Source organism: Leptolyngbya sp. NK1-12 (assembly GCF_032598965.1).
GTDB lineage: Bacteria > Cyanobacteriota > Cyanobacteriia > Elainellales > Elainellaceae > Elainella.
The window spans coordinates 863,141-888,098 of the sequence record NZ_CP053587.1 but is presented as its reverse complement, the minus strand read 5'-3'; the positions used below and the strand labels follow the sequence as shown (position 1 = coordinate 888,098).

Genomic DNA, 24,958 nt, shown 5'->3' with positions numbered 1-24,958 from the left:
ATCAGTGAATGCTCAAATCCACTTCTGTCGAAGATAAGGTTTACGTCATGTCTCAGCTTCCTTCCGAACCAACTTCCACCAACACTAATAATCATTCCTCGCCCAAAAATCTGGAACCGCCCCAATCAACACCCGCCGTTGTTGCCGAAAATGAAGCCATGCGATGGGTAGATGCGGCCGAATCTGAACGAGTTACGTCCCAAAAACCGATGACAGCAGATAGGCAGGCGTCAGATTTACAGGCCAATTCGCAGGCTAATTCGCAGGCTAATTCGCAGGCCAATTTGCAGGCTAATTCGCAGGCAGCACCGCTAGCCACAGAAGTGCCCAACGGATGGCTATCCGGATCTTTGCCGAATGTAGTCGTCCCCCAGTCGCGAAAACTGCGGGTGCGGTTGAGAAACTCGATTGGCTCCAAGCTATTCTTCTACGTGCTGGGTGGAGCCTTAGTGGGACTGGGCGGCATGTCTTACTTTTTCTATCAAACGTTGGAAAACCAAGCCGAGACTAAAATTCAGGACAAGCTGAGCACCAAAGTAGAGGCGATTCAAACCCAATTGGCAAAAGCAGAACAATCGGTAGCCAGTTTAGCGTCGGCAGTCCAAACGTTACAGCGGCAGGAAATCGACGACCCAGAAGCCTATCGCGATCTGGCGTTTGATTTCTTTAAGCAACGGCCTGAGCTAACAATGGGATTGGGTCTCGGCCAAACTCCTAACCGAATTGTCACCAGCCGCCAATGGTACTACCCCTATTTCTATCTGGATCAGAAAGTGGAAGGGCAAATCGGGCAATTGTTGCCTTCTCCTTACCAGAATATTCGGTATGCGGAACTATGGCAGGAGGACAGGTACCCAGAGCAGGATTACTACAAACAGTTAGTCGAAACGAAACAACCACAGTGGTATGAGCCTTATAAGTGGTACGGCATCAAAATTACCACTTATGCTCATCCAATTGTAGACGACCGCAACAATCTGCTGGGGTTAGCGACGTTAGACGTGAACGTCACTGCGATTCGAGAACAGGTACAAGATCCGGTTCTGAATGATAAGGGGTATTATGCCATCCTGAGCGAGCAAGGAAACGTCCTAGCCTATCCACCAGACCCGCAGAAAGCCAACGAGTTAGTCAACCACAAAGACATACCGCAACTCGATGCCATTTGGCAGAAAATTGGTGCAGAAAAAACAGGCTTTGTGCAAATGGGCGGCAACTATTGGGCCTTTCAGCGAGTTGACGGCACTAACTGGGTGATGCTGGCCGCAGTTCCGACCTCGGTAGTGACCAATCCAGTGCTCGCCAGTACCTTTGCGAGTGCTTTAGGAGCAGGGGGCATTTTGGCAGTGGTGGTGCTGCTGTTTATTCGTCGGCTCAATCAACGCTTGCAGCCTCTGCTTGATCAGTGCGACCGCTTGGCTGAAACTGACGCTCAACGGCTAAAACGGCTGGGATTGGAGAACGAGGCTATCGGCTTTGAGCAAATGGAGATCCAGAATGCTGATGAATTGGAAATTGTGACAAAGTCATTCCAGCAGGTCACAACTCGACTCGATGATTCGTTCAAGGCACTCGAAGAAACCAACAAGGAACTGGAACAACGGGTTGAGGAACGGACACTCGAATTGAAACAGGCCCAGGCAGCCACCGAGAAAGATAAGCAAACGCTGCAAAGACGCGCGCTAGAACTTTTGCGGGAAGTAGACCCAATCAGTAAAGGCGATCTGACGATTCGCGCCAAGGTTACGCCCGATGAAATTGGTACCCTGGCCGACTCCTACAACGCCACCGTTGCCAGCTTGCGCAAAATTGTCACTCAGGTACAGGATGCAGCAGCTCAGGTAACAGAAACTACAACTGGCAGTGCTGCCTACATTCAAGCACTATCGGTAGAAGCTTCACGACAAGCAGTGGAAATGGCAGCGGCTCTACACCGCATTGAAGATATGGCTGAAGTAGTGCGGACCGTTGGCGTGAATGCAGAGCAAGCCGAGGCAATGGTGCAACAGGCTGCCGAAACCGTACAGGCTGGAGATGCAGCAATGAACCGAACTGTAGATGGTATTCAAACAATTCGGGCTACAGTAGCAGAGACAGCCAAGAAGGTCAAACATCTGGGAGAATCGTCTCAAAAGATTTCTGCGGTTGTGGAGCTGATCAGCGCCTTCGCCTCTCAGACCAACATGCTAGCTCTCAACGCATCGATTGAGGCATCGCGAGCTGGAGAAGCAGGGCGAGGCTTTGCGGTCGTTGCAAGTGAAGTGCGGGCACTAGCCCAACGCTCGGCAGAGGCAACCGAAGAAATTCGCCAGTTGGTAGCAGCGATTCAGTCTGAGACAAATGAAGTGGTTGTGGCGATGGAATCGGGCACCGAACAGGTGGTCATTGGTACAAAGCTTGTAGACGAAACGCGCCAAAGCTTGAACCAAATCACCGCCACCAGTCGCAAAATTAGCGAGTTAGTTGAAGCGATTGCTCAAGCCACCGTGGTGCAAACCGAAGCGACCGACACCGTAACTCAAACTGTAAAAAATGTGGCAGAGGCGGCTAATAAAACTTCGGCAGAAGCGGCTCAGGTCGCATCCTCCTTTGACCATCTGCAAGAAGTTGCTCAGTCCCTGCAAGCCAGTGTACGCCGATTCAAGATTAGCTAAGCCTGTATAAGGAGATAATCGGATGGTCTATGACTTATCGAAATTTAGCGATGATGAAATGTATGAATGCGCGCTAGCACTGCGCAACATGGATAAGGGTGCTCAAAACATAGAAGATGTAGCCAGCCGCATGGTGCGCTATCTGTATGACAATCTAGTAGATCGGCAAACCGGACAGCGCGCTTGTGCCTTAGTACGCTTTTTCATGACCTGCCCCTTTATGGAGCTGAACGACGAACTGCGAGCAGCCGCACGGGAAATTGTTGGTGGTCGCAGCGTCATGTCTACAACTAAATGCTTGACGCTGATGGCAACGGCTGGCGATGAACCGCAATGGAACTCTCGCCAAACCTCTACAGGGCATAAGGCCATCCCGCTGATCGACCGAGACTTTATTAGCCGCGCCCCGATGATATCTCAGCTGATTCACCAGTTTGGCCTGGACGTGAACATGCTGCTAGAACCCGATCCAGAAATCTTGATGGATCTAGAAAAAACCACGTTCAATGTCTTCTATGTGCCGGAAGCTGCTGGAAGTAGCCATATCCCTGCCCAAACAGAGTTTGTCTTACCCTATCAAATCAAATCCGTACTGGGATTCGGCGGCATGTTACCAACAGGCAATCTGTTTGCAATTATCCTATTTACTAAAGCAAAGGTTTCTCCCGAAGCAGCCGAATTATTTAAGTGGATATCTGCTTACGCCAGAATTTCCGTTGCATCGTTAGATAAACGTGCTGTATTCGCCTAAGTCGTATATTGTTCTTCATCACCTGCTATGGCAATTAACCCTGACATTCGTGATCAAGCCTATCAGTTTTTTATTGAAGAGGCCCCTGAACTATTACAGGCGATTGAGTCAGGGTTACTGACCCTACACCAGGACCATAGCACCACCAAAATTCACAGCCTGATGCGAGCCGCCCACTCCCTGAAGGGAGGTGCTGCCAGCGTTGGGTTAGACACAATTGCTACCTTAGCCCATCGTTTAGAAAACATTTTTAAGGCACTCTATAACGAAACATTAGCTGCCAACCAGGAGTTGGAAAACTGGCTGCTCCAGGCGTATGACTGCTTACGGTTGCCGTTGATTGCTCAGATCACAACTGGCTCTTTTGATCACGGGCAAGCACTAGCCGCCGCAGAACCCGTCTTCAGTCAAATTGAATCCTACTGTGGCGATGCACTCACCCAAGCTGACAGCTATATTCCCAGTTCTAGCGAGATGGGTGTGGATCTGGTATTTTCCATTTTTGAGGTAGATGTAGCCCAAGGGTTGGAACAGCTAGCTCAAATCGTTAACCATCCTGAGGAGTATGATCTGGCCAGTGAACTTCAGGTCCAGGTAGAAGTGTTTGCCGGATTTGCTGAGCTATTGAATTTGCCCAATTTTGGCGCAGTTGCCCAAGCCATTCAGCAAGCCCTCGCCCACTATCCTGACCATGCCCTCGAAATTGCCCAGCTCGCTCTGAGTGAATTGGAAGCTAGCCGACAGGCAGTACTCGCAGGCGATCGGATGGGAGGAATAGGTCCTTCTGCCGCCTTAACCGAATTTACAGCCAGCCCTGATGCCAATCCTCCGTTTGCGGCTCCTCCCTCATTCCTGGCCTCTCTAAGCCCATCTCCACAGGAAACGGAATTACTCGATCCAGCAGTCTATGGGCAAGAGGCTGATCAAGAAATAGAGCGAGGGATTGATCAGGAAATTTATCAAGAAATAGATAATTACACGGAAGAAGAAATAGACGATGATACAGAAGAAGAAATAATAGAAGAAACTATCAAAACAGCATTGCCGTTACTAGAAAATATTTTTGGCGTATCGCTGTTTGACTTTGAGGAACAAGAAGGCTCTCAAGTAGATTTAGATGTTACTGACGAGGCAGTAGAGGCTGATACAAACATTGGAGAAGAGGATTCAACCGCTTTAGAGTCAATTATAGAAGAAGCTGAAGAGGCTCAGATCCCGATCTCAGTCGAAGAGAGTCTAGAAGATACTTTGATCGAGGCAAATACGCTCATCGAAGCGGCACTGGAAGAGGAAAAACTATTAGCATCCGAAGTCGTTGATACAGCATACGATACTAATTTGTTTGATTTAGAATTCAGTCCGCCTGACTGGACACAGCCAACCTTGACTGAGCAGCAAGAGGCAACGTTATCTATCACTCGTTCGGCATATCAGGCAACCCAACCCAACACCAACTGGCGCTTAACCCCGATCCAATCGGCCCGATCCGCTTCCGCTCTCACAGTGCGGGTTGATTCAGAACGGCTAGAGCGCATGAACAATCTGGTGGGCGAGTTGGGAATTAACCGCAGCAGTCTGGCGCTGCAAAACGATCAGTTGCAGCGAGTTTTACGGGAGTTACGCAGTCGGTTTGCTCGCTTCCAGTCTCTAGTCAGTCGGCTGCAAGGTGTATCGGATCAGTTGCTGATCGCTCCAGAACGATCTCGTCGGATTGGGTCTCAAGAGCGCTTTAGCTCAGGTGATCGGTTGCTGTCTTCAGCAATGATCTCAGATGCAGCAGCAATTGAGTTTGATTCGCTGGAGATGGATCGCTATGGGACCGGATATGCTGAGCTGCAAGCCATTTTGGAAGATTTAGTACAGCTCGAAGAATCAGTTGATGACATTGCCCTGTTTGCTCGTCAGTCCAATCAGACCTTAGATCAGCAGCAAACCATGCTGACTCAACTGCGAGATGAGCTAGTTTGGGCACGCATGTTGCCGCTGAGCGAAATTTTGAATCGCTTTCCTCGAGTGTTGCGCGATCTCTCGGTTACCTACCAAAAGCCGGTCAACCTCAAACTGACGGGAGCAGAAGTGCTAATTGACCGGGCCATTTTAGAAAAGCTCTATGACCCATTACTGCATCTACTCCGCAACGCTTTCGATCACGGGATTGAATCCACGAACCGGCGGCAACAATACGGAAAACCAAAGCAGGGCCAGATTGAGATCCGCGCTTTTCATAAAGGGAACCAAACCGTAATTGAAGTCGAGGATGATGGACAAGGACTCAATTTGGACCGGATTCGCCAGCGAGTCTTAGAGCTAAAGTGGCTATCAGCCGAACAGTTAGCGATCATGACAGAGGCGCAACTATTGGAGCTAATTTTTCAGCCTGGTTTTTCAACGGCTACTCAGGTGAGTGAATTATCGGGCCGTGGGTTTGGCTTAGATGTGGTTCGCTCTCAGCTACAAGCAATTCGAGGGACAGTCAGTGTCAGCTCGATCCCCAGCAAAGGCACAACCTTTACATTGTCATTACCGTTAACGCTAACTATCACTCAGCTGATCATTTGTTTGGCTGGTTCCATTCCTCTTGCCTTACCAGCTGACGGTATTGTTGATATTCTAGTTCCGCAACCAACGCAAATTCAGCAAGTCGAGGCAGGTCATTGTCTAACCTGGCGCGAGCAATCCCTGCCGCTATACTCCCTGACCGAACTGATTCACTACAATTGCCCACTTTCAACTGCCTTCACCAATCGTGTGCTCTCGGCGTTTCCGGCTCCCAAAGACTGGACTTCACCCATCATTGTTCTCCGCCAAGGACCGCAGGTCGTTGCCCTAGCCGTTGACCGGATTCTCACCGAGCAGGAGCTAATCATCAAACCGTTTGGTTCTGCGATCGCGCCTCCCAGTTATGTCTATGGCTGCACAATCCTGGGTGACGGTAGCCCCATTCCTGTAATCGATGTAGCAACTCTAGTCACATTTCAAACGTCAGATTCCCTGCCCACCGCCGCGACGCATGCCTTACTGGAAGTTCGTCAAGCCTCGTATGATCAGTCTCCCAGCCTGCTACCAACCATACAAGCACCTACGATTCTGGTAGTCGATGACGCAGTGACCCTGCGACGAACGCTAGCCCTATTCCTAGAACGAGAAGGATTCCGAGTGGTGCAGGCCCAGGATGGACAAGAAGCCCTGAGTCAGCTGCAGCAAAACCCATCTGTACAGTTAATTCTCTGCGATATTGAAATGCCAAATATGAACGGCTTTGAATTCCTCAACCATCGCCGTCAATCCCCTGATTTAACAGATATCCCCACTGTCATCCTGACTTCCCGCAGCAACGAGAAGCACCGCTGGCTAGCCATGCAGTTGGGTGCTACGGCCTACTTCACCAAACCTTACTTAGAGCAAGATTTACTGTCCACCCTCAAAACCCTGCTCAAAATGAGCTGATCTAACCTGATTCGCTCGAATAGATTAATCGTCCTCTCATTAAATCTCCAGAGAATTTTTATATAGCAATTAGCGGCAACTCAGTATTGAAGCAGATGATGAACATTAGTCCAAGTGAAGAGTTCAAGTGAAGTCAATCACTCATGCTCTCAGTTCATCTCAATTTGCCTCAATAAGGAGTCACAATCGTGAAACGTACAGTGAAACAGGCTATGCTTGCTGGCTTATCGGTTCTCGCTCTATCTTCGGCCTTTGCCCTACCATCTGCCGCGATTGAGCAACCCTTGGCACAATCTCTGGAGCAAAAAGCCCAAGCCATAATCAACAAACAGGTTGACCCAACCGATGAGCAGGGCTATCAGCAACTACTCAATGAACTCAATCAGATGTTCGAGCAAGAGCGCCAGGCAATGATGGCGGAAATTAACGAGCGCATGGATCGAATGCACGATGAGATGGTTAGGATCCTAAACGAACGGTTTCGAGAAGCTCGTGAGCAGCGGTTGAATCGATAATCTTCCGGATGTAGGCATCTTGTGACAAGTAGGACATTGGTGTTAGGCACACGCACCATTACCGATTTACAGTCTCATCCTACATCCTTATTCTTCATCACCTATCTGGAAACCTCGGAGATTTGGAATTCAAAAACTTCAACAGTTTCCGGGTAGGTTTTTGCGACCACAAGCAAATAAAAAGCTGAACAGGTTTATTATTTAACCGCGACATTTATATCTATTTTTCAAAATACACATTTACCAAACCAGAAGCATAGATTTTATCTTCTAATGCACAACACACGTAAATCAGACGAGTAACACTTAGTTGATATTCATCACAATAAATAAAATAATAATGTAAACAGACCAATAAACATTAAATCCAGGCAAGATAATTGGCGACATTAGCGCAGCGTTCCATAGGGTAAGCGCAGTTACACAGACCAAACCTGCGCAGGTTCAATGCCAGTGGGTGGGCTGGAGTCTGCGCTGGCAGACATCGTTTGTGTAGTCGCGGTTTCAACTGCCAGATAATTAAAGTCATACATTGTGTTACTTCTGTATTTTTTGATTCATTTAAGTCAATTGAAATGGGTATTAGAATTTGAGAAAGCTAATTGATCGCAGACAATCTTGAAAAAGAGTAAAGAAAAGCTCGGTTTCATCCAATCCCAGGAATAATTGACCATAGACACATGAAATTTTGTCAATTCGCCCGTTGAACACATCCATTAGTGATATATTTATCGTGCATTCTGTAGGAGCCTTAAAAAACCTAGCGTACTGGATATGTCCATACCGCTGCTGATTTTGGAAGAGAGTTTGGCGGATGCCAATCTGCTAGTAAAAATGCTAGAGGGCGCAGATGGCCAGTCCTGGCAGATTACTCATGTCAACTGTTTAGAAGCCGGTATGGACTATTTGAGCTGCACTCAGTTTGATGTTGCACTTCTGACGCTGCCACTGGAGGATGCCCAGGAGTTGACGGCGTTGGTTCGTCTGCGCAGATTGGTTCCAGCACTGCCGATTGTAGTCTTAACCGAAACCGACAACAAACAGTTGGCGCTCCAAGCCTTGGCCCAGGGAGCACAAGATTATCTAGTCAAAGGTCAGCTCACTCCAGAACTGCTGTCACGCGCATTACGATATGCAATTGAGCGAGGCAAAATTCTCAAACAACTCCAGGCAGAGGTGCAAGAACGGCAGCGCTCCGAACAAACCTTGCGCTTGATTGTGGAAGGTACCGCTTCAGTCACAGGCAAGGATTTTTTTCATTCATTGGTTCGCTCTCTAGCCGAAGCTTTAGAAGCTCGTTATGCATTCATTACAGAATGTGTCGAGGATTGTCCTGGCTATCTACGGGCAATTGCTTTTTGGCAAGGCAAGGAGTTTGGGGAAGGCTTTGAGTATGATGTGCATGGCACACCCTGTGAACAGGTAATTAACAGTAGGGGCTGTCAGTGTTATCCAAACCGGCTGCAGTCTCTGTTTCCAGAAGAAGCCGATCTCGTGATGATGGAAGCCGTCAGCTATTCGGGTATTGCCTTGCTCGATACAGCCGGAGAACTGATGGGCCATTTGGCCGTGCTCGATGACAAGCCAATGGAAACGGAACCCCGCAACACCGCCTTGTTAGAAATTTTTGCGGCTCGTGCTGCAGCTGAGATGGAACGGTTGCGAGCCGAGGAGGCAATGCGGATTTCCCAGGAGAAATTCTCTACCGCCTTTCGCTCTTCACCCAGCGGAATTTCGATCAGCACGTTGAACAATGGTCGCCACATTGAAGTGAACGATAGTTACCTACGCATGCTGGGATACAACCGCTCAGAACTGATTGGCAAAAGCGCTCTAGAGCTAGGCATCTGGGTAAAGGCCGAAGATCGTGCTACCATGAGCCAGTTGCTGCAAACTCAACGAGCAGTTTCTAATCTGGAGATTGAGTTTCGCAAAAAGTCAGGTCAAACATTTTTAGGATTGGTTTCGGCAGAAGTAGTCGATCTGGGGGACGAACCCTGTTTGTTGGCTATTACTACCGATATTACGGTGCTAAAACGGGCCGATCAGGCTTTGGAGCGACTGGCCGAAATCGGCGAATTAGCAGCCATGATTGTCCATGAGGTCCGCAACCCACTTACCACTATTTTGATGGGGTTAAAAGCCTTCCAGCGGTTAAACCTGACCGAACGCTTTCAAGACTATCTGCACCTAGCGTTAGAAGAGGGCGAGCGGCTCCAACGGTTGCTGAATCAGATTCTCCTCTATGCTAAGCCACAACTTCTGGAAACCTCCGAGTTAGAGCTGAACTGCATGATCAACGAAATGCTGACAGCTCTCCGTGAAATGCCATCTGCTCAAGGGAAACAACTCCAATTTCAATCTAGCCTATCCCCTGCGATTGTCATGGCTGACAAAGATAAGCTAAAACAGGTTGTGATCAATTTAATCAGCAATGCTTTTGAAGCAACCAATCCAGGCGAAACTGTAACACTTACGCTAGAAAGAAACGCTCCCCAACGCCTCTGTATGCAGGTGCACAATGCAGGTAAACCGATTCCAGCAGATGTGTTGCCAAAATTAACCAAGCCATTTTTTACCACTAAGGCTAACGGTAATGGTCTGGGGCTAGCGATTGTTAAACGAATTGTTGAAGCGCATCAGGGAGAACTCTTCATCGAATCAGCAGAAGATATAGGAACCCAAGTTAAAGTATATCTACCGCTGAAATAAAAAGCGGTTTGAATTTACCGTTCGACACCCTTCATAGATACAACCCGTATAAATTTCTACAAAAACTCTCACCAGAAGTCACAACTATCAACGCACTTGTTCGTTCTCAAAGTTAAAACTCTAGTTCTCTACCCAAAGACGGATTGAGTTGTAAAGCCAATTCTGAGAACAATATAGAAGTCAACCTTAATCAACAAATCTCTATAGATACAGCCTTTCTCAAACTAGTGAAGTACGAACAACAGGGTACAGAGGTAGTGCCCCTGCGCGGGGGTGAAGCCCCCACACGCCCCACACACCCTATACCTCACAGAGTGAAAACGCTGTATAGGGTGGCGACTTAGACGTTGCTGGTCATTCATGACCAGATTAGCCAATGGATTCCGCTTCCTATCTTCTGATTCCCTAATTTACATACCGTTCTCTTAACCAAGAACCGAATTCAACATTTGCAGGCTTACTTATGAACCGCAAGCATGGTTACTCCTCCAAGGCTCCAAGGCTTAAGAGTATTAGTTGTAGACGATGACCACGACTCCTGTGAACTGATGTCGCTTGTGCTGGAATCCCATGCAGCAGAAGTGAAAACTGCATTTTCGGTGCGTCATGCCCTTGAAGTGATGAAGCAATTTAAGCCAGATGTGCTGGTTAGTGATATTGCCATGCCAGGAGAGGATGGATACTCGCTGATTGGTAAGGTAAGAACCTTGAGGCGAAAATCTATTCCTGCGGTTGCTGTGACGGCTGTTATGGAAGAAGGTGGCAGCCGCGATGCCTTAATAGCTGGATTTGATCGCTGTCTCGCTAAACCGCTCGACCTCGATGATTTTGTAGCTGTGATTAGTAATTTGGTTGAGTATCATAGCAACTCTAACTGACGCATATGCAACATACACAATTAAAGCTCCCCCTTAGAGGAAGAGGGAGCCGTCGCGTTTGTGCGTATGAGTCACATCCACTGTATTAGCATCGCTGTATTAGCATTGCTGTATCAGCATCAATTAGCGCATCAGATGCAACACATCGCGAACTACACTGTAGCCAGCCAAGTCCCAAAGTAGATAGGCAATAAAACCCAGCATTGCCAAACGCCCGTTCCAGAGTTCCTGTTGGGGATTCCAACCAAAAATCCAAGCGTTACGGTCAATTCCGTTGTAGGCTGGTGTTAGAGGTAGTGCTCCACTGACCTGCTCAATTGATTGATTAATTTCCTGATTGATTTCTGTAGCCGCCTGCTCCACTTGTTCGACTGTGTTCTCAGCGGTTTTATCTGCATCAGCCTGCATAGTTCACTCTCCAATTACATTCTCGTAGATATACTGCGGGTCAACGTCTTGAACTTTCAGTTTACGGATTCTGAATCTCTAGCGCAAATTGGCCGAAAATCCAGTTTCTTTGGTTAACAGACCTGGTTTGACAAAGCCAAAGTAATAAGCAATGGCAGCCGTTAAGAGACTCAACCAGATGTTATTGCCAAACAACGGCATGATGCCAAACAAGGTTTTTGTAAAGGGAAACAAACCGAAAATAGCCTGAATCGCATAGATGATAGCAAAGGCTTGGTTAAAGGCAATTGCTCCACCCAAACTGGTAAAACCAGCAATTCCCCACAAGCCAACCAGGATGCCAATTGCATTGTGGAAATAGTTGGTCGGGAATAATCCCAGCACATATCCGTATCCGGGACCAGGAAAAGCACTGAGGGGGCCAGTGGTGAGATTGGGGATGAACCCAGCGATACCAAGCAGCAAAAACAGAATACCAAGTCCTAACGAACAGTAGCGAATTGTCATCGCTTCAGATGATTGCATTGCGTTTAACCTCCTAACCGAATGGGTTTGATTCTTTGTAACCTTGTTTGTAGTTTTACTAGTTGCTATTCCACCGTGCCTTCCTTCTCAAGCCGAGCTTCAGTTTGGGAATCGACTAGAGAAATTTCCTTTTGAGGCTCGGTTGCCAGCGCTGGAGGAATGGGCATGCCAATGGCCTCAGCGACAGCCGCAGGTGGCTTGTATCGGTCTGCCGAGCGCAGATAGGCTCCTGTATGGACGGCAGGAACTGGCTTCAGATTGTGACTAATCGTGTAGTAGCGATGGGTTTGCCCCTTAAAGCCTCGTTCCTGAAGCGACTCATTGGCAATCTTTTTGCGCAGTTTAGTAATGCCATCGATAATAGCTTCCGGGCGCGGTGGGCAGCCAGGAATGTACACATCGATGGGCAGAATTTTGTCTGCACCCCGAATTGCCGTGGGCGAATCCATGCTGAACATACCGCCTGTAATCATACAAGCACCCATCGCGATCACATATTTTGGATCGGGCATTTGCTCGTACAGACGCAGGGTTGGCTGAGCCATTTTCATGTTCAATGTACCAGCCAGTATGATCAAATCTGCTTGGCGCGGACTGGCCCGGGGAAGCAAACCAAATCGATCAAAATCGAAGCGAGAGCCAATTAGAGCCGCAAACTCGATAAAGCAGCAGGCCGTACCATAAAGCAACGGCCACAGACTAGACATCTTCGCCCAGTTGTAGAGGTCATCAACTGTGGTTAAAATCACATTCTCTGAAAGCTGCCTCGTAATCTGAGGTGGGCCAATTGGATTGTTGATAATAGGGCTTTCCGGTTCCAGCGGTTGCCCTGCAGCAGAAGAAAGATGGCTAGTCATAGAAACAAAGCCTATTGCAGTTCCTTCTTTACCCTAGGGATTGTCACTCTAGCATCCGTCTGTCACTGGCAAGATTCGATATTAAGAGTTTAAGTGCAGCAGAACACATCGATTTTGTGTTTAATAAAACCTTAGTAAACTAAAAGCTAAACTACATCAGTGAATCATTAAATTCAATCACTAAGCTAAATCACTAAGTTCAATCACTAAGCCAAATCACTAAGCCAGTAGATCAATATGACCTCAATATGACCATAAACTATGACCAAATTATGACCGTAAATTAGTAGATAAACACAACACTAAAGCGTCAGGCTATTGCTCGAAGAGTTTACTAGTTATACCCTATACTATTGCTTAAGATTATTGTTGTGTTCCAGTTCTAATTTAATGTTGATCTACCTGACCGACAGAACTCTAGTCACTGGCGGCTCGAAGCCACGCCTACACAGACAAAACCCACCTGCGCGGGTTACTCGGCCCAACCCATAGTCGGCGCAGGGCGTTCGACGAAGCCCAGCCGAGTCGCCGACTTGGTTTGTATAGCGGCAGTTTTAACTGCTATGGGCAAGCAATTTGTCAGTCAATCAGACCGATCTACAGCCCTTCCTTTCCCCATCGCGGCTTCTTTTGATTTTTTAGCCTAGTAAAATTTGAACATTTATCGGATCTCACCTCCGACTGAGGTGGAGCATATGTTTTACAAGTTACAAGATACAGAATCATCTTCACTGGATTTCATCACTGAAATAACTTAAAAACACTAACCTTGGTTTCACTCTTCCTATCCATCTTTGAGAAGGATTATGAATATACTACCTCTGAAAAAAATTGCTCCAGTAAAAAACAATTTGCCTCACGCTTTAGTTGATCCCCTGCCTAGCGCCCCTAGCCCTAGCCCTTCCAGTGATTTGACCAGCTCCCAGCCAGCTAGTGAATCCGATCCTGATCTGGTTTGCATTTCTAAAGGGTTTGATCGCGGTCGCCTGATTGTTTTGATCGACGGTTCCAATTTATTTTATGCAGCGCTTCAGCTTGGCATCGAAATCGATTATGCTAAACTGCTGCAATGCTTGACGCTGAACAATCAGCTGGTGCATGCCTTCTTCTATACAGGCGTTGATCCCAGTAACGATAGACAGCAGGGGTTTTTGAGCTGGATGCGGCACAATGGTTACCGCGTCGTGACCAAGGACATGATCCAATTAGCCGATGGTTCCAAAAAAGCGAACCTGGATGTTGAGATTGCCGTTGATATGATGCGGTTAGCCCAGTACTGCGACACGATCGTTTTAGTCAGCGGTGATGGCGATTTTGCCTATGCCGTGAAAAATCTGCTCTATCAGGGCGTGCGAGTTGAAGTCGTTGGCTTACGCTCAATGACCAGCAATAGCTTGATTGATGCCGCCGACTGCTATGTCGATCTAAATGCCCTCAGGGGTGCAATTCAGCGATTCGACAAATTGAGCCTTGAGACAAACCCCGTCTCTACCAACAGTCCTTTGACCGACAACCCTATGCTTTAATCGCCCCCTTCCTTCTCCCACCCAAACAGCAGTAAGCACCCAATTTATGGCTCCAACCGTATTGATCACCGGCGCATCCCAAGGAATCGGTAAGGCAACGGCTTTATTGTTCGCGCAGAAAGGGTACAACATTGTGCTGGCCGCTCGGCAGGCAGATCGACTCAACGCGGTGGCTGAGGAACTTCGCGAGGCTGGTCACTCGGCCTTGGCCGTTCCCACCGATGTGCGCCTATTTTCTGATGTCAATGCTTTGGTTAATCGAGCCATCGAGCATTATGGTTCGGTCGAAGTATTGATCAATAATGCTGGAATTTATATTTCTGGTCCGGTTGAACATTTTTCGCTGGACGAGTGGCATCAAGCAATTGATACCAACCTCTGGGGATACATTCATACGATTCATGCCCTACTCCCCCACCTGCTAGCTCAGGGCAAAGGCACTATTGTCAATGTCAGCTCTGTCGGCGGCAAGGCAGCCATTCCCTATCTCACCCCCTACACAACCAGCAAATTTGCAGTGGCCGGCCTCACCCAAGCTCTGCACACCGAACTGGCTCCCAAGGGAATTCACGTCTGCGGTATCTATCCCAACCTGATTAAAAGCGAATTCCTGGAACGAGCCATTTTCGTAGGACAGGATGCAGACGATCAACAGCAGCGCCGCCAACAGGTTGAGCAGATCCTCCAGGTTCCTGGAGTCGAAAAACCAGAGGATGTGGCCCAGGCGATTTGGCAAGCAGTAGCCCAGCAACGAGCCGAAGTGATTGTAGGGACAGCCAATTTGTCGGTTGCGCTCAACAATTTGCTGCCGGGTCTAATGCAGTGGTTATTCAGAAGAACGTTCAAGAACCAGGATTCTTACAATGACCAGCCCTAAACCCTTTATTACTGCGGCAATGTGAAAACATGCCCCCTAGCCCCCAATTTTTGGGGGAACCCGCTGGTAACTCTTCAAATAGCTCTTCAAAGCCCCCAATATTGAGGGTTTGGGGGCAGCGAGGACTTGGGCATTCCCGCCGAAGTCATAACTTAAACGCTCTAGAAATTCTCTTAGAAATTTTCATCTAGAAATTTTCATCCAGAATAATGTAAGACTTGGAATCGATTCTGATTTTGCCCCGTCGTTGCAGTTCACCAATCAAGCGAGTAATGGTCACACGGGTGGTGCAGCAGGCACTTGCAAGATCGCCGTGGGTCAAGCGTAAGTTCAGCCGTATGCCGCCCGGTACAGGCTCGCCAATTTCTTGTCGCAAGAAACGCAGCAGCAGATAGAGCCGATGTTTGACTCGGCGTTGTCCAGCTACCGCTAGTAGGGCTTCCATTTGCTGAATCCGGCAGTTCAGTTGAGGCAGGAGTTGCTGCGCCAAGTCGGGAAACGCTTTGACTTCAGCCAGAGAAAACTGGGTTAACTGTACATCGGTCAGGGCGGTTACCTGATAGGCGGGCAGGAAAACTGAGCCAGACCCGAACACCATCGATGCTCCTAGCAGACCCAACAGCACTTCCTCTCCTTCTTCGGTGAAGGTATGTAATTTGACCAAACCTCGCTCAACTTGCCACAGCACCTGAGGATGGAGCGGGATCGAATCGCCTCGGACGTAGGTCTGCTGAGGGCGCTGGTGTAACAGTTTCTCTAAGTTTGTACTTACAGGCTCTACAGCTGTAGGATCAAACGACAGGATCTCTTGAGGATTAGGCGTAATCGCAGTCCAAGTTTCAGTCATTTCCCGCAAAATCCAGTTCAAGTAAATTTCCCCACTGCCTGCACTGTAGCGAGCCGACGTGGTAATCGCAAAATGGGCTGGCGCACTATCTCGGGGTTGCAGCCAAATCGACCAAGCATGGGGCTGCTTACCCTTTGACAAATGGGAGAGGGCCGTTCGAAACGTAGAACGATAGGTGGCCGGTACAAAATTGACCAGCAGTTTGCCAACTAAATGTGACTGGGGAACCCGCAGCAGCCGTGTCGCCATCAGGTTCGCTTCCAAAATTTTTCCCTCGGTTGTCGTGACCAGATACGCTTCCGGAATGTGGTCCAGCAGATCGCGGTAGTAATAGTGTTTTGCCGTCGCTTCTTCTAGGGTCTCGGCAATTTGCACATTCTGCTGGTTCAATTCTTCATTGGCAACCTGCAATTCCTCCACAGCAATGCCCAATTCTTTCCACGTATCCGGAATCAGCTGTTCTACCGGAGAAGTCTCAACGCTGGTATATAATTTCACCAGACGTTCGTACATCGATTCAATTTGCCGTTTAAATACGTCGGTACTGAGCATTGGTTTCCAACAATTGTTGATAGAACAAGTTGACAGAACAAATGGTCTAGTTTGGCTAATGCAGAGTTATGATAGCAGTTCTAAATCAATAGTAAAAATGTACTCGATTGTCATTAGTATTGATCATCTAATCATAAATAAAGAATATAGGACTTACGCACTTGATGATTGAAAGCTCGATCCCCCCTGACCCCCCTTGAAAAGGGGGGAACTCCGAAAGCCCCCTTTTTAAGGGGGTTGGGGGATCTATGCGTAACCCCTAAAATATTGATGATGAATAACTAACAACAGCCAAAGTACCCCTTTTCAAAGCACTGCTATGCTCACCTCTTTATGGGAAGATAACTTGGATTCGCCAGCAGAAATCAAATTTCTGAAATATTTGAAGTTAGCGCTCCATTCATTTCATTAAGTTTTAGACATTTTTAGACACTGAATGTAGGCAAAAGTAGCCACCGAGATTATTGGATTCTAAACTCGGCAATTTCTCAACTAATTCAATTCTAAATAACCCAATACCCCCTTAAAGGCTTGGCGAAAAATAATTCTGGCGAACGCTTTAATCGATTCACCAAAAGCCATTCCTTCTACTTTTACGCAAAACCATTTTTCTCTACAAAAGCCAGCTTTTGTAAAAGTAGGCTGTACTTAAATTACATATTAACTCTGATTCTCTTCTATCTATCTCAGGAAAGATAAAACAAGCTAACTCTGTAATGTTATGTGAATCACAAATTAATTTTTCTCTCTCGTAAGCGACTTAATGAAGTAGACAGGGTGCAGCCACCTTACCTGTCGCCAGCGTATGTTATAAGGCATTCTTAGATCGTGTTATAAGGCACTCTTAGATCGGAATTATCGAATCAAAAGATGAATTATGGCGATGAGAATCCGACGAAAGCATCAACATACAGCCTTTTTCAGGCTAGTGAAGTACGAAAAACGAGGTGTAGGGGCAGTGTCCCTGCGTGCTACCGTGTACACAGATCTCAATCGCGAATCAATGCAAGGGGGATCCCCCTCAATCCCCCTTGATAAGGGGGACTTCAATCCCTGACTTCAATCCCTGATTGGTAGGTGCTGCGCACAGGCTTCGCCTCTTCCCCCTTGATTTAAGGGGGGTCAGGAGGGATCTTCGACTTGTATGGAACGGTAGGCCCCTGCGTGGGGGTTTCGCCCCCACACCCCCTATACCTCACATGAGTGAAAAACACTGTAGTATAGATGTGCGTCCTGCCGCTAAAGAAAAACGGGACTGAAGATGGCAGTCCGATTTGATTGCAGTAGAATATGAATCATTCCAGTGGCCGCAATGGCTCTACTCACGAGTTTATCGTCGTTACTATCGTTCATCCCCTTCCCTAACATCCAATGCCCCAAGTCAGTATCATTATTCCGGCCTACAACGGCGAGCGCTTCATTGCCAAGGCATTGGATAGCATTTTGGCTCAAACCTATTCAGACTGCGAAATTATCGTGGTCAACGATGGCTCAACGGATCAAACCGCCGCCGTTTTGCTGCCCTACCATCATCAGATCCGCTATGTGGAACAGCCGAATCGAGGCGTAGCCGCCGCCAGAAATCAGGGTATGGCTCTGGCCCAAGGCGAGTTGATTGCGTTTTTAGATCAAGACGATGTTTTGCTGCCGAACAAACTGGCGCTTCAGGTTGAGTGCTTTGCCCAGCATCCAGAGATTGGCATTGTCCACAGCGGCTGGCGACTTGTTGATGCCGAGGGGAATCGACTCGCCGATATTGAGCCCTGGCATGAAGCACCTCAGCTTGATTTGGCGGGATGGCTGAAGCGGATGCCGGTGCTGCTGAGCGCCATGATGTTTCGTCACAGTTGGCTGAAGCGGGTCGGTGAGTTTGATTCACAATTTAAGCAAGCCTGTGATGTGGAGATTGTGCAGCGGCTGATTATGCTGGGTTGCCAAACGGCTTGGGTGCCTGAAATCACGGTTCTATACCGCCAGCATGACCAGAATGATTCCCTGAATACGCTCGTGCAGGCCGAAGAGGTTTGGACTGTGCAAGAACAATTTTTTGCCCGCTCGGATATTCCCCCAACGATTCGCCAAATTGAGCGCGAGTGCCGCTACTACACCTTAGTCTGGATTGCTTGGCGACTTTATCACACCGGACACCCGACGGAAATGAGCCGCTACCTGGAAAAAGCCCTCTCCTATCGTCCGAGCACCCGCACCGAAGCCTTGATGCAGTGGATCGAACTGTTTCAGCGATACGAAGCCGAATATGGCAAGCAATTTGATGTGCAGCAGTTGACGCAATCACCCGCTTGGCAACAATTGGTGAGCCTATTGGTGAAGCCGGGATGAATGTTGGGAGTCAGAAGTTAGAAACTAGGAGACAGGAGTTGAGTGGTTGCGGCCATAGCTTGCGTTTGCGTAGCGATGCTATGGCCGCAGTTAGCGAATAACGACAATCGCTCGGACAGGATCTGTGACTGTATAGCCACTGTATAGCCTAAGGGTAGCTTCGTGCACGCCAAACTTAGGTTAATGAATCAAGTTGATGTCGTTACAGTTACTTTCTCGAATAATCTCGTACAATATTGCCTATTCAATAGGCAGAGGACGCACAACAATGACCGCCTTCACGATTGACCTCAGCCCAATTCTCCAGCAGAGTGGTTCTGCTCGTCCCACCCTTACCGATGACCAGTTTGAGCAACTCTGCGCTGCCAACCCTGAAATAAAGTTTGAACGTACTCCTACTGGGGAATTAGTGATTATGTCGCCCACGGGTGGAGAAACCGGGAAAGATAACGTCGAAATTGCTGCTGATTTTGTGATTTGGAATCGACGCACCCGGCTAGGGGTTGTTTTTGATTCATCCACTTGCTTTAGGCTGCCCAACGGAGGCAATCGATCACCAGATGTTGCCTGGGTTGAGAAATCTCGCTGGTGCTCCGCACCGCCCGGAGGGCGACGGAATGCACTCACACCAGAACAAAAACGCCGATTTCCACCGCTCTGTCCCGACTTTGTGCTGGAATTGCTCTCACCTAGCGATAATCTCAGTAGCATCCAAGCCAAAATGCAGGAATACCTGGATAGTGGTCTGCGCCTAGGATGGCTGCTTAATCCTCAAGATCAACAAGTCGAGATTTACCGTCCTGAACAATCAATTGAAATCTTGCAATCTCCCAAAACGCTATCAGGAGAGCCTGTCCTGCCCGGATTTATCCTCAACCTAGATTGGTTTTGGAGGTAATTTTCGGATTACTACTCTGATTGTGTTCTTCGGTTTGTACACTCTCGGCTCATCACCCATCGCCCATCCGGTAGCCGATACACGCCCTGGGGTTCTACAATCGGATCGCCCGGTTGCCAATTAGAGTCAGTTTCAGCTTCGGTTGGTATAGTTCGCACCTCCCCAGTCGGATAAGTCGAAGCTGCATCGTTACCTGGAGCTGCTGGTAATCCGCCGGTGCCGGTGATCAGAAAGGTACCACCCTGCTGGGTGCGGGCAATGCAGCTATTGGCGAGGAGTTGGTCCGTGTTGATTGCTGTTTCAGTCAGAGCGCTGAGGCTGTTTTCGATGAAACTGACGTCCGGTAGCGCAATGGTGCCTGCAACTCTTCCATCTGCGTTTATATTCACTTGATTATTTTGATCAAGGTTAGCTGTACTGGATGCAGCTACAGCTTGGCGGCCTCCCGCAAAGAAACCAGCGGGTGTGTTAAAGGTAATATCGCCGCCCTGGTTGCCCGCAAAGGCTAGAATATCGCTATCGTCAAAGGCCACAACGGAATCGGCTGTAAGAGTGATGTCACCACCATTCCCTACATCACTCGCCACTTCGGTTCTGATGTCACCATCACCTCGCAAACGAATTCGCTCACTTGTTAAGTTGATTGAACCACCTGAGGAGTTTGCCGCAGAGGTCGTGATGTCGCTGTTGATTACGTTTAGCGTTTCATCAACATTGAGGATAATGTTACCTGCAACGCCTTCTCCTTGACTACGCGCAGAAATAGCAGCTCTGTCTGTCAGTGACAAACTTCTCGCATTCAAGCTAACCCTACCGCCATCACCGCTAGAAGATGTATTTGCAAAAATTCCACTAGCAGACCCTTCAGTGACAATAATGTCGCTGAGCAGTTCACCCTCGCTTCTATTTTTGATTCCTACCCTAGCTCGCTCACGACGGTTGGCAAAGTCTAAATCGCGTCCTGCCAGGGTAATATCGCCTGTTACCCTGAGGCTAATATTGCCGGCTAGGCCCCTTGATCGAGATGCAGTGGCAATTTGACCGCCGTTTTGAGCTGTGATTTGCCTGGCATCAATTGCAATCTGTCCACCGTCTCCAGCGTTGGAAGTGTTAGCAACAATAGCAGCTCCATCTGTGATTTGGAGATTGCCTACACGAATCCGGATATTGCCTGCTTCTCCACGTGCGCCACGCTCGGTTGAAGTAAAAATCCCGCTCGAAAATCCATCGCGGCTTGTACCAAAAAGAGTGATTGTGTCCGATACATGGATCCGAATATTGCCTCCGTTACCTCGCCCTCCTGGAATCAGTTGTCCGTCTCTACGGAACTGCCGGGTGACAAAAGAGCCAATTTGGGATCCGCCTTCTGCAAAAAGCGATTGAGCTGTTATCCGAATTGGGCTACCATTTCCGACTGCTCCTTCTCGAACGCTACCGATGATCAAACTATTACCAGTTAATTCAATAGCACGAGCAGCAATACCAATACTACCTGAATCACCAGTTCCGTTCGTTTCGGCACGAACCTGTCCACCATTGCGGAGGCTAAGCCGATTGGCGTTGATTCGAATACGTCCTCCTGAACGGCGATTTGAAGGATCAGACGGGATATTTCCCTCAATGCCTGCAACAATGCCAGTGGCAAACTCGGTTTCTTGATTTGCCCGAAAAATGTCAATTTCGTTGGCTCGGATTCGGACCGTGCCAGCATTCCCACTGCCAAACGTCGTAATTTGAATACTACTGCCGTCATTAATTGTTAAACGATTGGTCTCAAGCAAAATCCTGCCTCCTTGCCCTGAAGCAGAAGGAGCCACCTGGGAGAATATGCCCCCAGGACTTTGTTGATCAAGACTTTCTCCACTGAGAAGAACAGCATCAGATGCCTGAATATGAAGGGTTCCAGCATTACCGTTGCCAAAGGTGCTGGAAGAAATCTGTGCACCTCCAGCGACAGTGAGTTGACGGGTGTCGATGGTTAAGGAGCCTGCACTGCCATTACCGAAGGTTGTAACCCGGAGACGGGTATTATCCCCAACTAAGGTAATCTTCTGAGCTTGTACGTTAATGTCACCACTGATTCCGGTAGCTTCTGGAAAGACAGCGTTCTCAACGTAGCTTGAATTGACGATATCAATTACACCCGTTGCATTGAGTTCAATATCTCCAATTCGTTGATTATCCGCTTCTGAATTGCGGGCAATCCCTGTTTCGATAGTGCTGTTATTTAATAGGCTAATGGTTCTGCCCTGAACCGTGATAGCACCAGAGCCATTACCTGTGCTGATGATACTGGACCCATTGATAATTGAGATATCTGCTCGCGGCATACCTTCTGGGAGACTGAGCGAGCTGTCTTCAGGAGAAAGCCCCACAACGCCTGGACCACCTGCTGCCACAAGGTGGACTTGCCCTCCAGGAGCTACAATACCACCCCCATCAAGGGTGATATCGCCACCAATCAAAAGCAAACTGCGACCTGTTGGCATCTGTAAACCAAAAGCACTTGAGAACCCCGGTGAGGCTATATTTAGGGGCGAGTCTGCTCGATGCACAATTGGAGCGGCGTTCAGTTGGTTAAACCAGAGCGCAGAAGGATTAACCGTTAGGAGTGGCGAGGGTAGCTCTGGATTAATGGCACTAAAGAACCCCTGCTCACCCAATTGAATCGCATTGGCAGTCGTGATTAAAAGCGAACCCTGGATATCCAACCGAGCATTTTCGCCAATCACCACACCGTTCGGATTAAGCAACATCAGATCGGCTCCACCTTGTACGCCTAATGTTCCAAGCAAGTTGGATGGATTATTGCCTGTCACGCGGGTGAAAATTCTGCCCACATTACTGGGATTGACGAAATAGAGCTGTCTGCTTTCTCCAACGTTAAATTCTCGAAAGCTATGAAACAAATTTCGACCACGCTGGGCACCACCTGTAATTCTGTCTTCGGTGGCATTAGTCGGCACGACAACCGATCGCTCGTTTCCCAAGGTATTGTCAGGTACAAGTTGAGCTGCAGCATCATGCGGCAATAACAAAGAGCAGTGAACTACTAACAGGCTTATTAGCCCCGAGACCTGCCTTCCTGCGAAGACTGCTTTCGTGCTGGCATCACGGCTGAAATTACTGGATGGATGTTGCTTGTCCACGCTGGCTCATGGGTTCTGTTTACAAAACTGTTCCAACTACCTACCCTCAGGTTACAACTGCATCTTGGACAATGGCTAGCAGGTCATTGCCCCAATAAATTGCGGTATCGATTCCGGCGGTACCCACGTCGCGATACTGCCCAAACGCATTGGGGATGAAAAAGCGATCGTAAACTAAACGATGATCACCCAACCGAAAGAGGGCATTGTCGGTTACCTCAATTCGATCGCCCTGAGCCACATTGAAGTCAGTAATTACTGCATAGCCCACACCTAAGTAGTAGGGAGTTGAGGTATCTCCTAGCAAAAAGCGATCGGCTCCACCCCCACCAATTAGCAGATCAAAGCCGTTGATGCCTGCAATTAGATCGTCGCCTGCACCACCCACTAAAGTTTCGTTACCGATTGTTCCTATTACCCTTCTATTGACTGTTCCCACAAGGTTTACGGGACCAGTGGATGCTACATCTCCTGTTAAGGCAATTTGTTTGCTTTTACCGCTATCGCTCTGAAGCGGTTCCGGTGGTGCGGAGTTGTCATTCGGTGGATCTTGGATGGGGGCAACTGGTGGTGGATCTTGGATGGGAATAACCGGCGGAGGTTCCACAATTCGAGGCAATTCCGTTGCCGAGAGCTGAAGCCGATAGCGAGATTGTTCTCTGCGACGAGCTGGAAACACTTTGACATAGTATGTTCCTGCACCCAAAACTGTATCAATTGCCTCTGGTCGTCGCTTAGCACGAGCAGATTGCATTAGCATTTGACCTTGCCCATCCATCAATGCCACATTAATATCGGCTTTGAAGCGATTGAGCTTCAGGCTGAAACTGCTGCTGTGGCCAAGCTGGAAGGAATAGAAATCAGGTTTGCCGCTCACAGCATCTCGAAACACACGAGATGAACCAACGATGTTAGCCTTAAGAGCAGTCTTAAGATTGTTACCAGCTCGTTGACTCATAGAGGAAGTCTCATTCATCTTACAAACGATACAATTGCATCTTGGACAATGGCTAGCAGGTCATTGCCCCAATAGATTTCGGTATCAATTCCGGCGGTACCCACGTCACGAGGCTGCCCAAACGCATCGAGTATAACAGAGCGCCTATAGACGGGCCTATAGCTGCTTAATGGGAAGAATGCGTTGTTGGTCAATAGAATTTGATCGCCCTGAGCCACATTGAAGTCAGTAATTACTGCATAGCCCACACCTAAGTAGTAGGGAGTTGAGGTATCTCCTAGCAAAAAGCGATCGGCTCCACCCCCACCAATTAGCAGATCAAAGCCGTTGATGCCTGCAATTAGATCGTCGCCTGCACCACCCACTAAAGTTTCGTTACCGAACGTGCCTGTGATGAGCCTACCCGTCGCAGGTAATGCACTGCCGCTATTACCAGCCTCTGATGATTTGCCACCATCACTATCAATTGGAGGCGATAATGCGCCACTGCCTGGTACATCCACAATCTTGCCACCATCACTCTTGCTTATAGACGGATTAGCGCCACTGTTTGGCACGGTCACAATCTTGCTACCATCATTGTTATTAGTCACAGGGTTAGTGCTCACAGGGTTAGTGCTCACAGGCGGAGCTTCTACGATGCGAGGCAACTCCGTTGCCGAGAGCTGAAGCCGATAGCGAGATTGTTCTCTGCGACGAGCTGGAAACACTTTGACATAGTATGTTCCTGCACCCAAAACTGTATCAATTGCCTCTGGTCGTCGCTTAGCACGAGCAGATTGCATTAGCATTTGACCTTGCCCATCCATCAATGCCACATTAATATCGGCTTTGAAGCGATTGAGCTTCAGGCTGAAACTGCTGCTGTGGCCAAGCTGGAAGGAATAGAAATCAGCCATCTCTTTGCCACCTACGGCATCTCGAAACAGACGAGATTGACCAGTGATATTCGCCTTGAGCGCAGACTTAAGATTTTTACCAGCTCGTTTACTCATAGGGGAACTCCACTGTAATGAATTGTATTATGTGAAATTATCAGTTGTGGGATATGCATCAATTTCTGT

17 protein-coding genes are annotated in these 24,958 nt (G+C 48.3%); 10 read left to right on the top strand and 7 right to left on the bottom strand.

Going from position 1 to position 24,958, the window contains the following annotated elements:
- Window positions 1-47 precede the first annotated feature (47 nt).
- From HJG54_RS31920 to HJG54_RS31895, 6 genes are all read left to right on the top strand, one after another.
- The gene (locus HJG54_RS31920) at window positions 48-2,654 is read left to right on the top strand and encodes a methyl-accepting chemotaxis protein (protein WP_316435807.1); all 2,607 of its coding nucleotides are present in this window, start codon (window positions 48-50) and stop codon (window positions 2,652-2,654) included.
- A 22-nt stretch (window positions 2,655-2,676) separates the two neighbouring features.
- A complete protein-coding gene (locus HJG54_RS31915) occupies window positions 2,677-3,405 on the top strand; it encodes a hypothetical protein (protein WP_316435806.1) in 729 nt (242 codons plus the stop codon).
- Between the two features lie 27 nt (window positions 3,406-3,432).
- Window positions 3,433-6,852, top strand: a complete 3,420-nt coding sequence (locus tag HJG54_RS31910; protein WP_316435804.1) for a response regulator — start codon at window positions 3,433-3,435, stop codon at window positions 6,850-6,852.
- A gap of 188 nt (window positions 6,853-7,040) precedes the next feature.
- Window positions 7,041-7,367, top strand: a complete 327-nt coding sequence (locus HJG54_RS31905; RefSeq protein ID WP_316435802.1) for a hypothetical protein — start codon at window positions 7,041-7,043, stop codon at window positions 7,365-7,367.
- Window positions 7,368-8,141: 774 nt separating this feature from the next.
- Window positions 8,142-10,079, top strand: a complete 1,938-nt coding sequence (locus HJG54_RS31900) for a hybrid sensor histidine kinase/response regulator (RefSeq protein WP_316435800.1) — start codon at window positions 8,142-8,144, stop codon at window positions 10,077-10,079.
- 476 nt (window positions 10,080-10,555) lie between these two features.
- Window positions 10,556-10,957, top strand: coding sequence for a response regulator (locus HJG54_RS31895; RefSeq protein WP_316435798.1), 402 nt, complete (start codon window positions 10,556-10,558; stop codon window positions 10,955-10,957).
- Window positions 10,958-11,080: 123 nt separating this feature from the next.
- Here the strand turns inward: HJG54_RS31895 and HJG54_RS31890 are convergent, their stop codons facing one another.
- The 3 genes from HJG54_RS31890 to nuoB all read right to left on the bottom strand — a co-directional run bounded on the left by HJG54_RS31890 (window position 11,081) and on the right by nuoB (window position 12,747).
- Complete coding sequence (locus HJG54_RS31890; RefSeq protein ID WP_420717411.1) at window positions 11,081-11,365, bottom strand: hypothetical protein; 285 nt, start codon at window positions 11,363-11,365, stop codon at window positions 11,081-11,083.
- Window positions 11,366-11,443: 78 nt separating this feature from the next.
- Window positions 11,444-11,890 (bottom strand): DUF4383 domain-containing protein, encoded by a 447-nt coding sequence (locus HJG54_RS31885; protein WP_316435796.1) that lies wholly within the window; start codon window positions 11,888-11,890, stop codon window positions 11,444-11,446.
- Between the two features lie 65 nt (window positions 11,891-11,955).
- On the bottom strand, window positions 11,956-12,747 hold the full coding sequence (nuoB, locus tag HJG54_RS31880) for an NADH-quinone oxidoreductase subunit NuoB (RefSeq protein WP_316435794.1): 792 nt from the start codon (window positions 12,745-12,747) through the stop codon (window positions 11,956-11,958).
- A gap of 806 nt (window positions 12,748-13,553) precedes the next feature.
- Here nuoB and HJG54_RS31875 point away from each other — a divergent pair.
- Entirely contained in the window at window positions 13,554-14,273 is a 720-nt protein-coding gene (locus HJG54_RS31875) for an NYN domain-containing protein (RefSeq protein WP_316435792.1), read from the top strand.
- Window positions 14,274-14,319: 46 nt separating this feature from the next.
- Window positions 14,320-15,150, top strand: a complete 831-nt coding sequence (locus HJG54_RS31870; protein ID WP_316435790.1) for an SDR family NAD(P)-dependent oxidoreductase — start codon at window positions 14,320-14,322, stop codon at window positions 15,148-15,150.
- A gap of 187 nt (window positions 15,151-15,337) precedes the next feature.
- Here HJG54_RS31870 and HJG54_RS31865 read toward each other — a convergent pair whose 3' ends face one another.
- Window positions 15,338-16,549 carry a PAS domain-containing protein gene (locus tag HJG54_RS31865; RefSeq protein ID WP_316435788.1) on the bottom strand — a complete coding sequence of 404 codons (1,212 nt, stop codon included), beginning with the start codon at window positions 16,547-16,549 and terminating at the stop codon, window positions 15,338-15,340.
- 1,371 nt (window positions 16,550-17,920) lie between these two features.
- On the opposite strand from HJG54_RS31865, the gene HJG54_RS31860 reads away from it, so the two are divergent.
- Window positions 17,921-18,889, top strand: coding sequence for a glycosyltransferase family 2 protein (locus HJG54_RS31860; RefSeq protein ID WP_316435786.1), 969 nt, complete (start codon window positions 17,921-17,923; stop codon window positions 18,887-18,889).
- Window positions 18,890-19,157: 268 nt separating this feature from the next.
- Window positions 19,158-19,787 carry a Uma2 family endonuclease gene (locus tag HJG54_RS31855; protein WP_316435784.1) on the top strand — a complete coding sequence of 210 codons (630 nt, stop codon included), beginning with the start codon at window positions 19,158-19,160 and terminating at the stop codon, window positions 19,785-19,787.
- Between the two features lie 11 nt (window positions 19,788-19,798).
- Here the strand turns inward: HJG54_RS31855 and HJG54_RS31850 are convergent, their stop codons facing one another.
- The 3 genes from HJG54_RS31850 to HJG54_RS31840 are packed head-to-tail and all read right to left on the bottom strand — an operon-like array spanning window position 19,799 to window position 24,889.
- Window positions 19,799-22,936 carry a filamentous hemagglutinin N-terminal domain-containing protein gene (locus HJG54_RS31850; RefSeq protein ID WP_316435782.1) on the bottom strand — a complete coding sequence of 1,046 codons (3,138 nt, stop codon included), beginning with the start codon at window positions 22,934-22,936 and terminating at the stop codon, window positions 19,799-19,801.
- 46 nt (window positions 22,937-22,982) lie between these two features.
- A complete protein-coding gene (locus HJG54_RS31845; protein WP_316435780.1) occupies window positions 22,983-23,894 on the bottom strand; it encodes a calcium-binding protein in 912 nt (303 codons plus the stop codon).
- 14 nt (window positions 23,895-23,908) lie between these two features.
- Window positions 23,909-24,889: a calcium-binding protein gene (locus tag HJG54_RS31840; protein WP_316435778.1), complete on the bottom strand. Its 981-nt coding sequence runs from the start codon at window positions 24,887-24,889 to the stop codon at window positions 23,909-23,911.
- Window positions 24,890-24,958 lie beyond the last annotated feature (69 nt).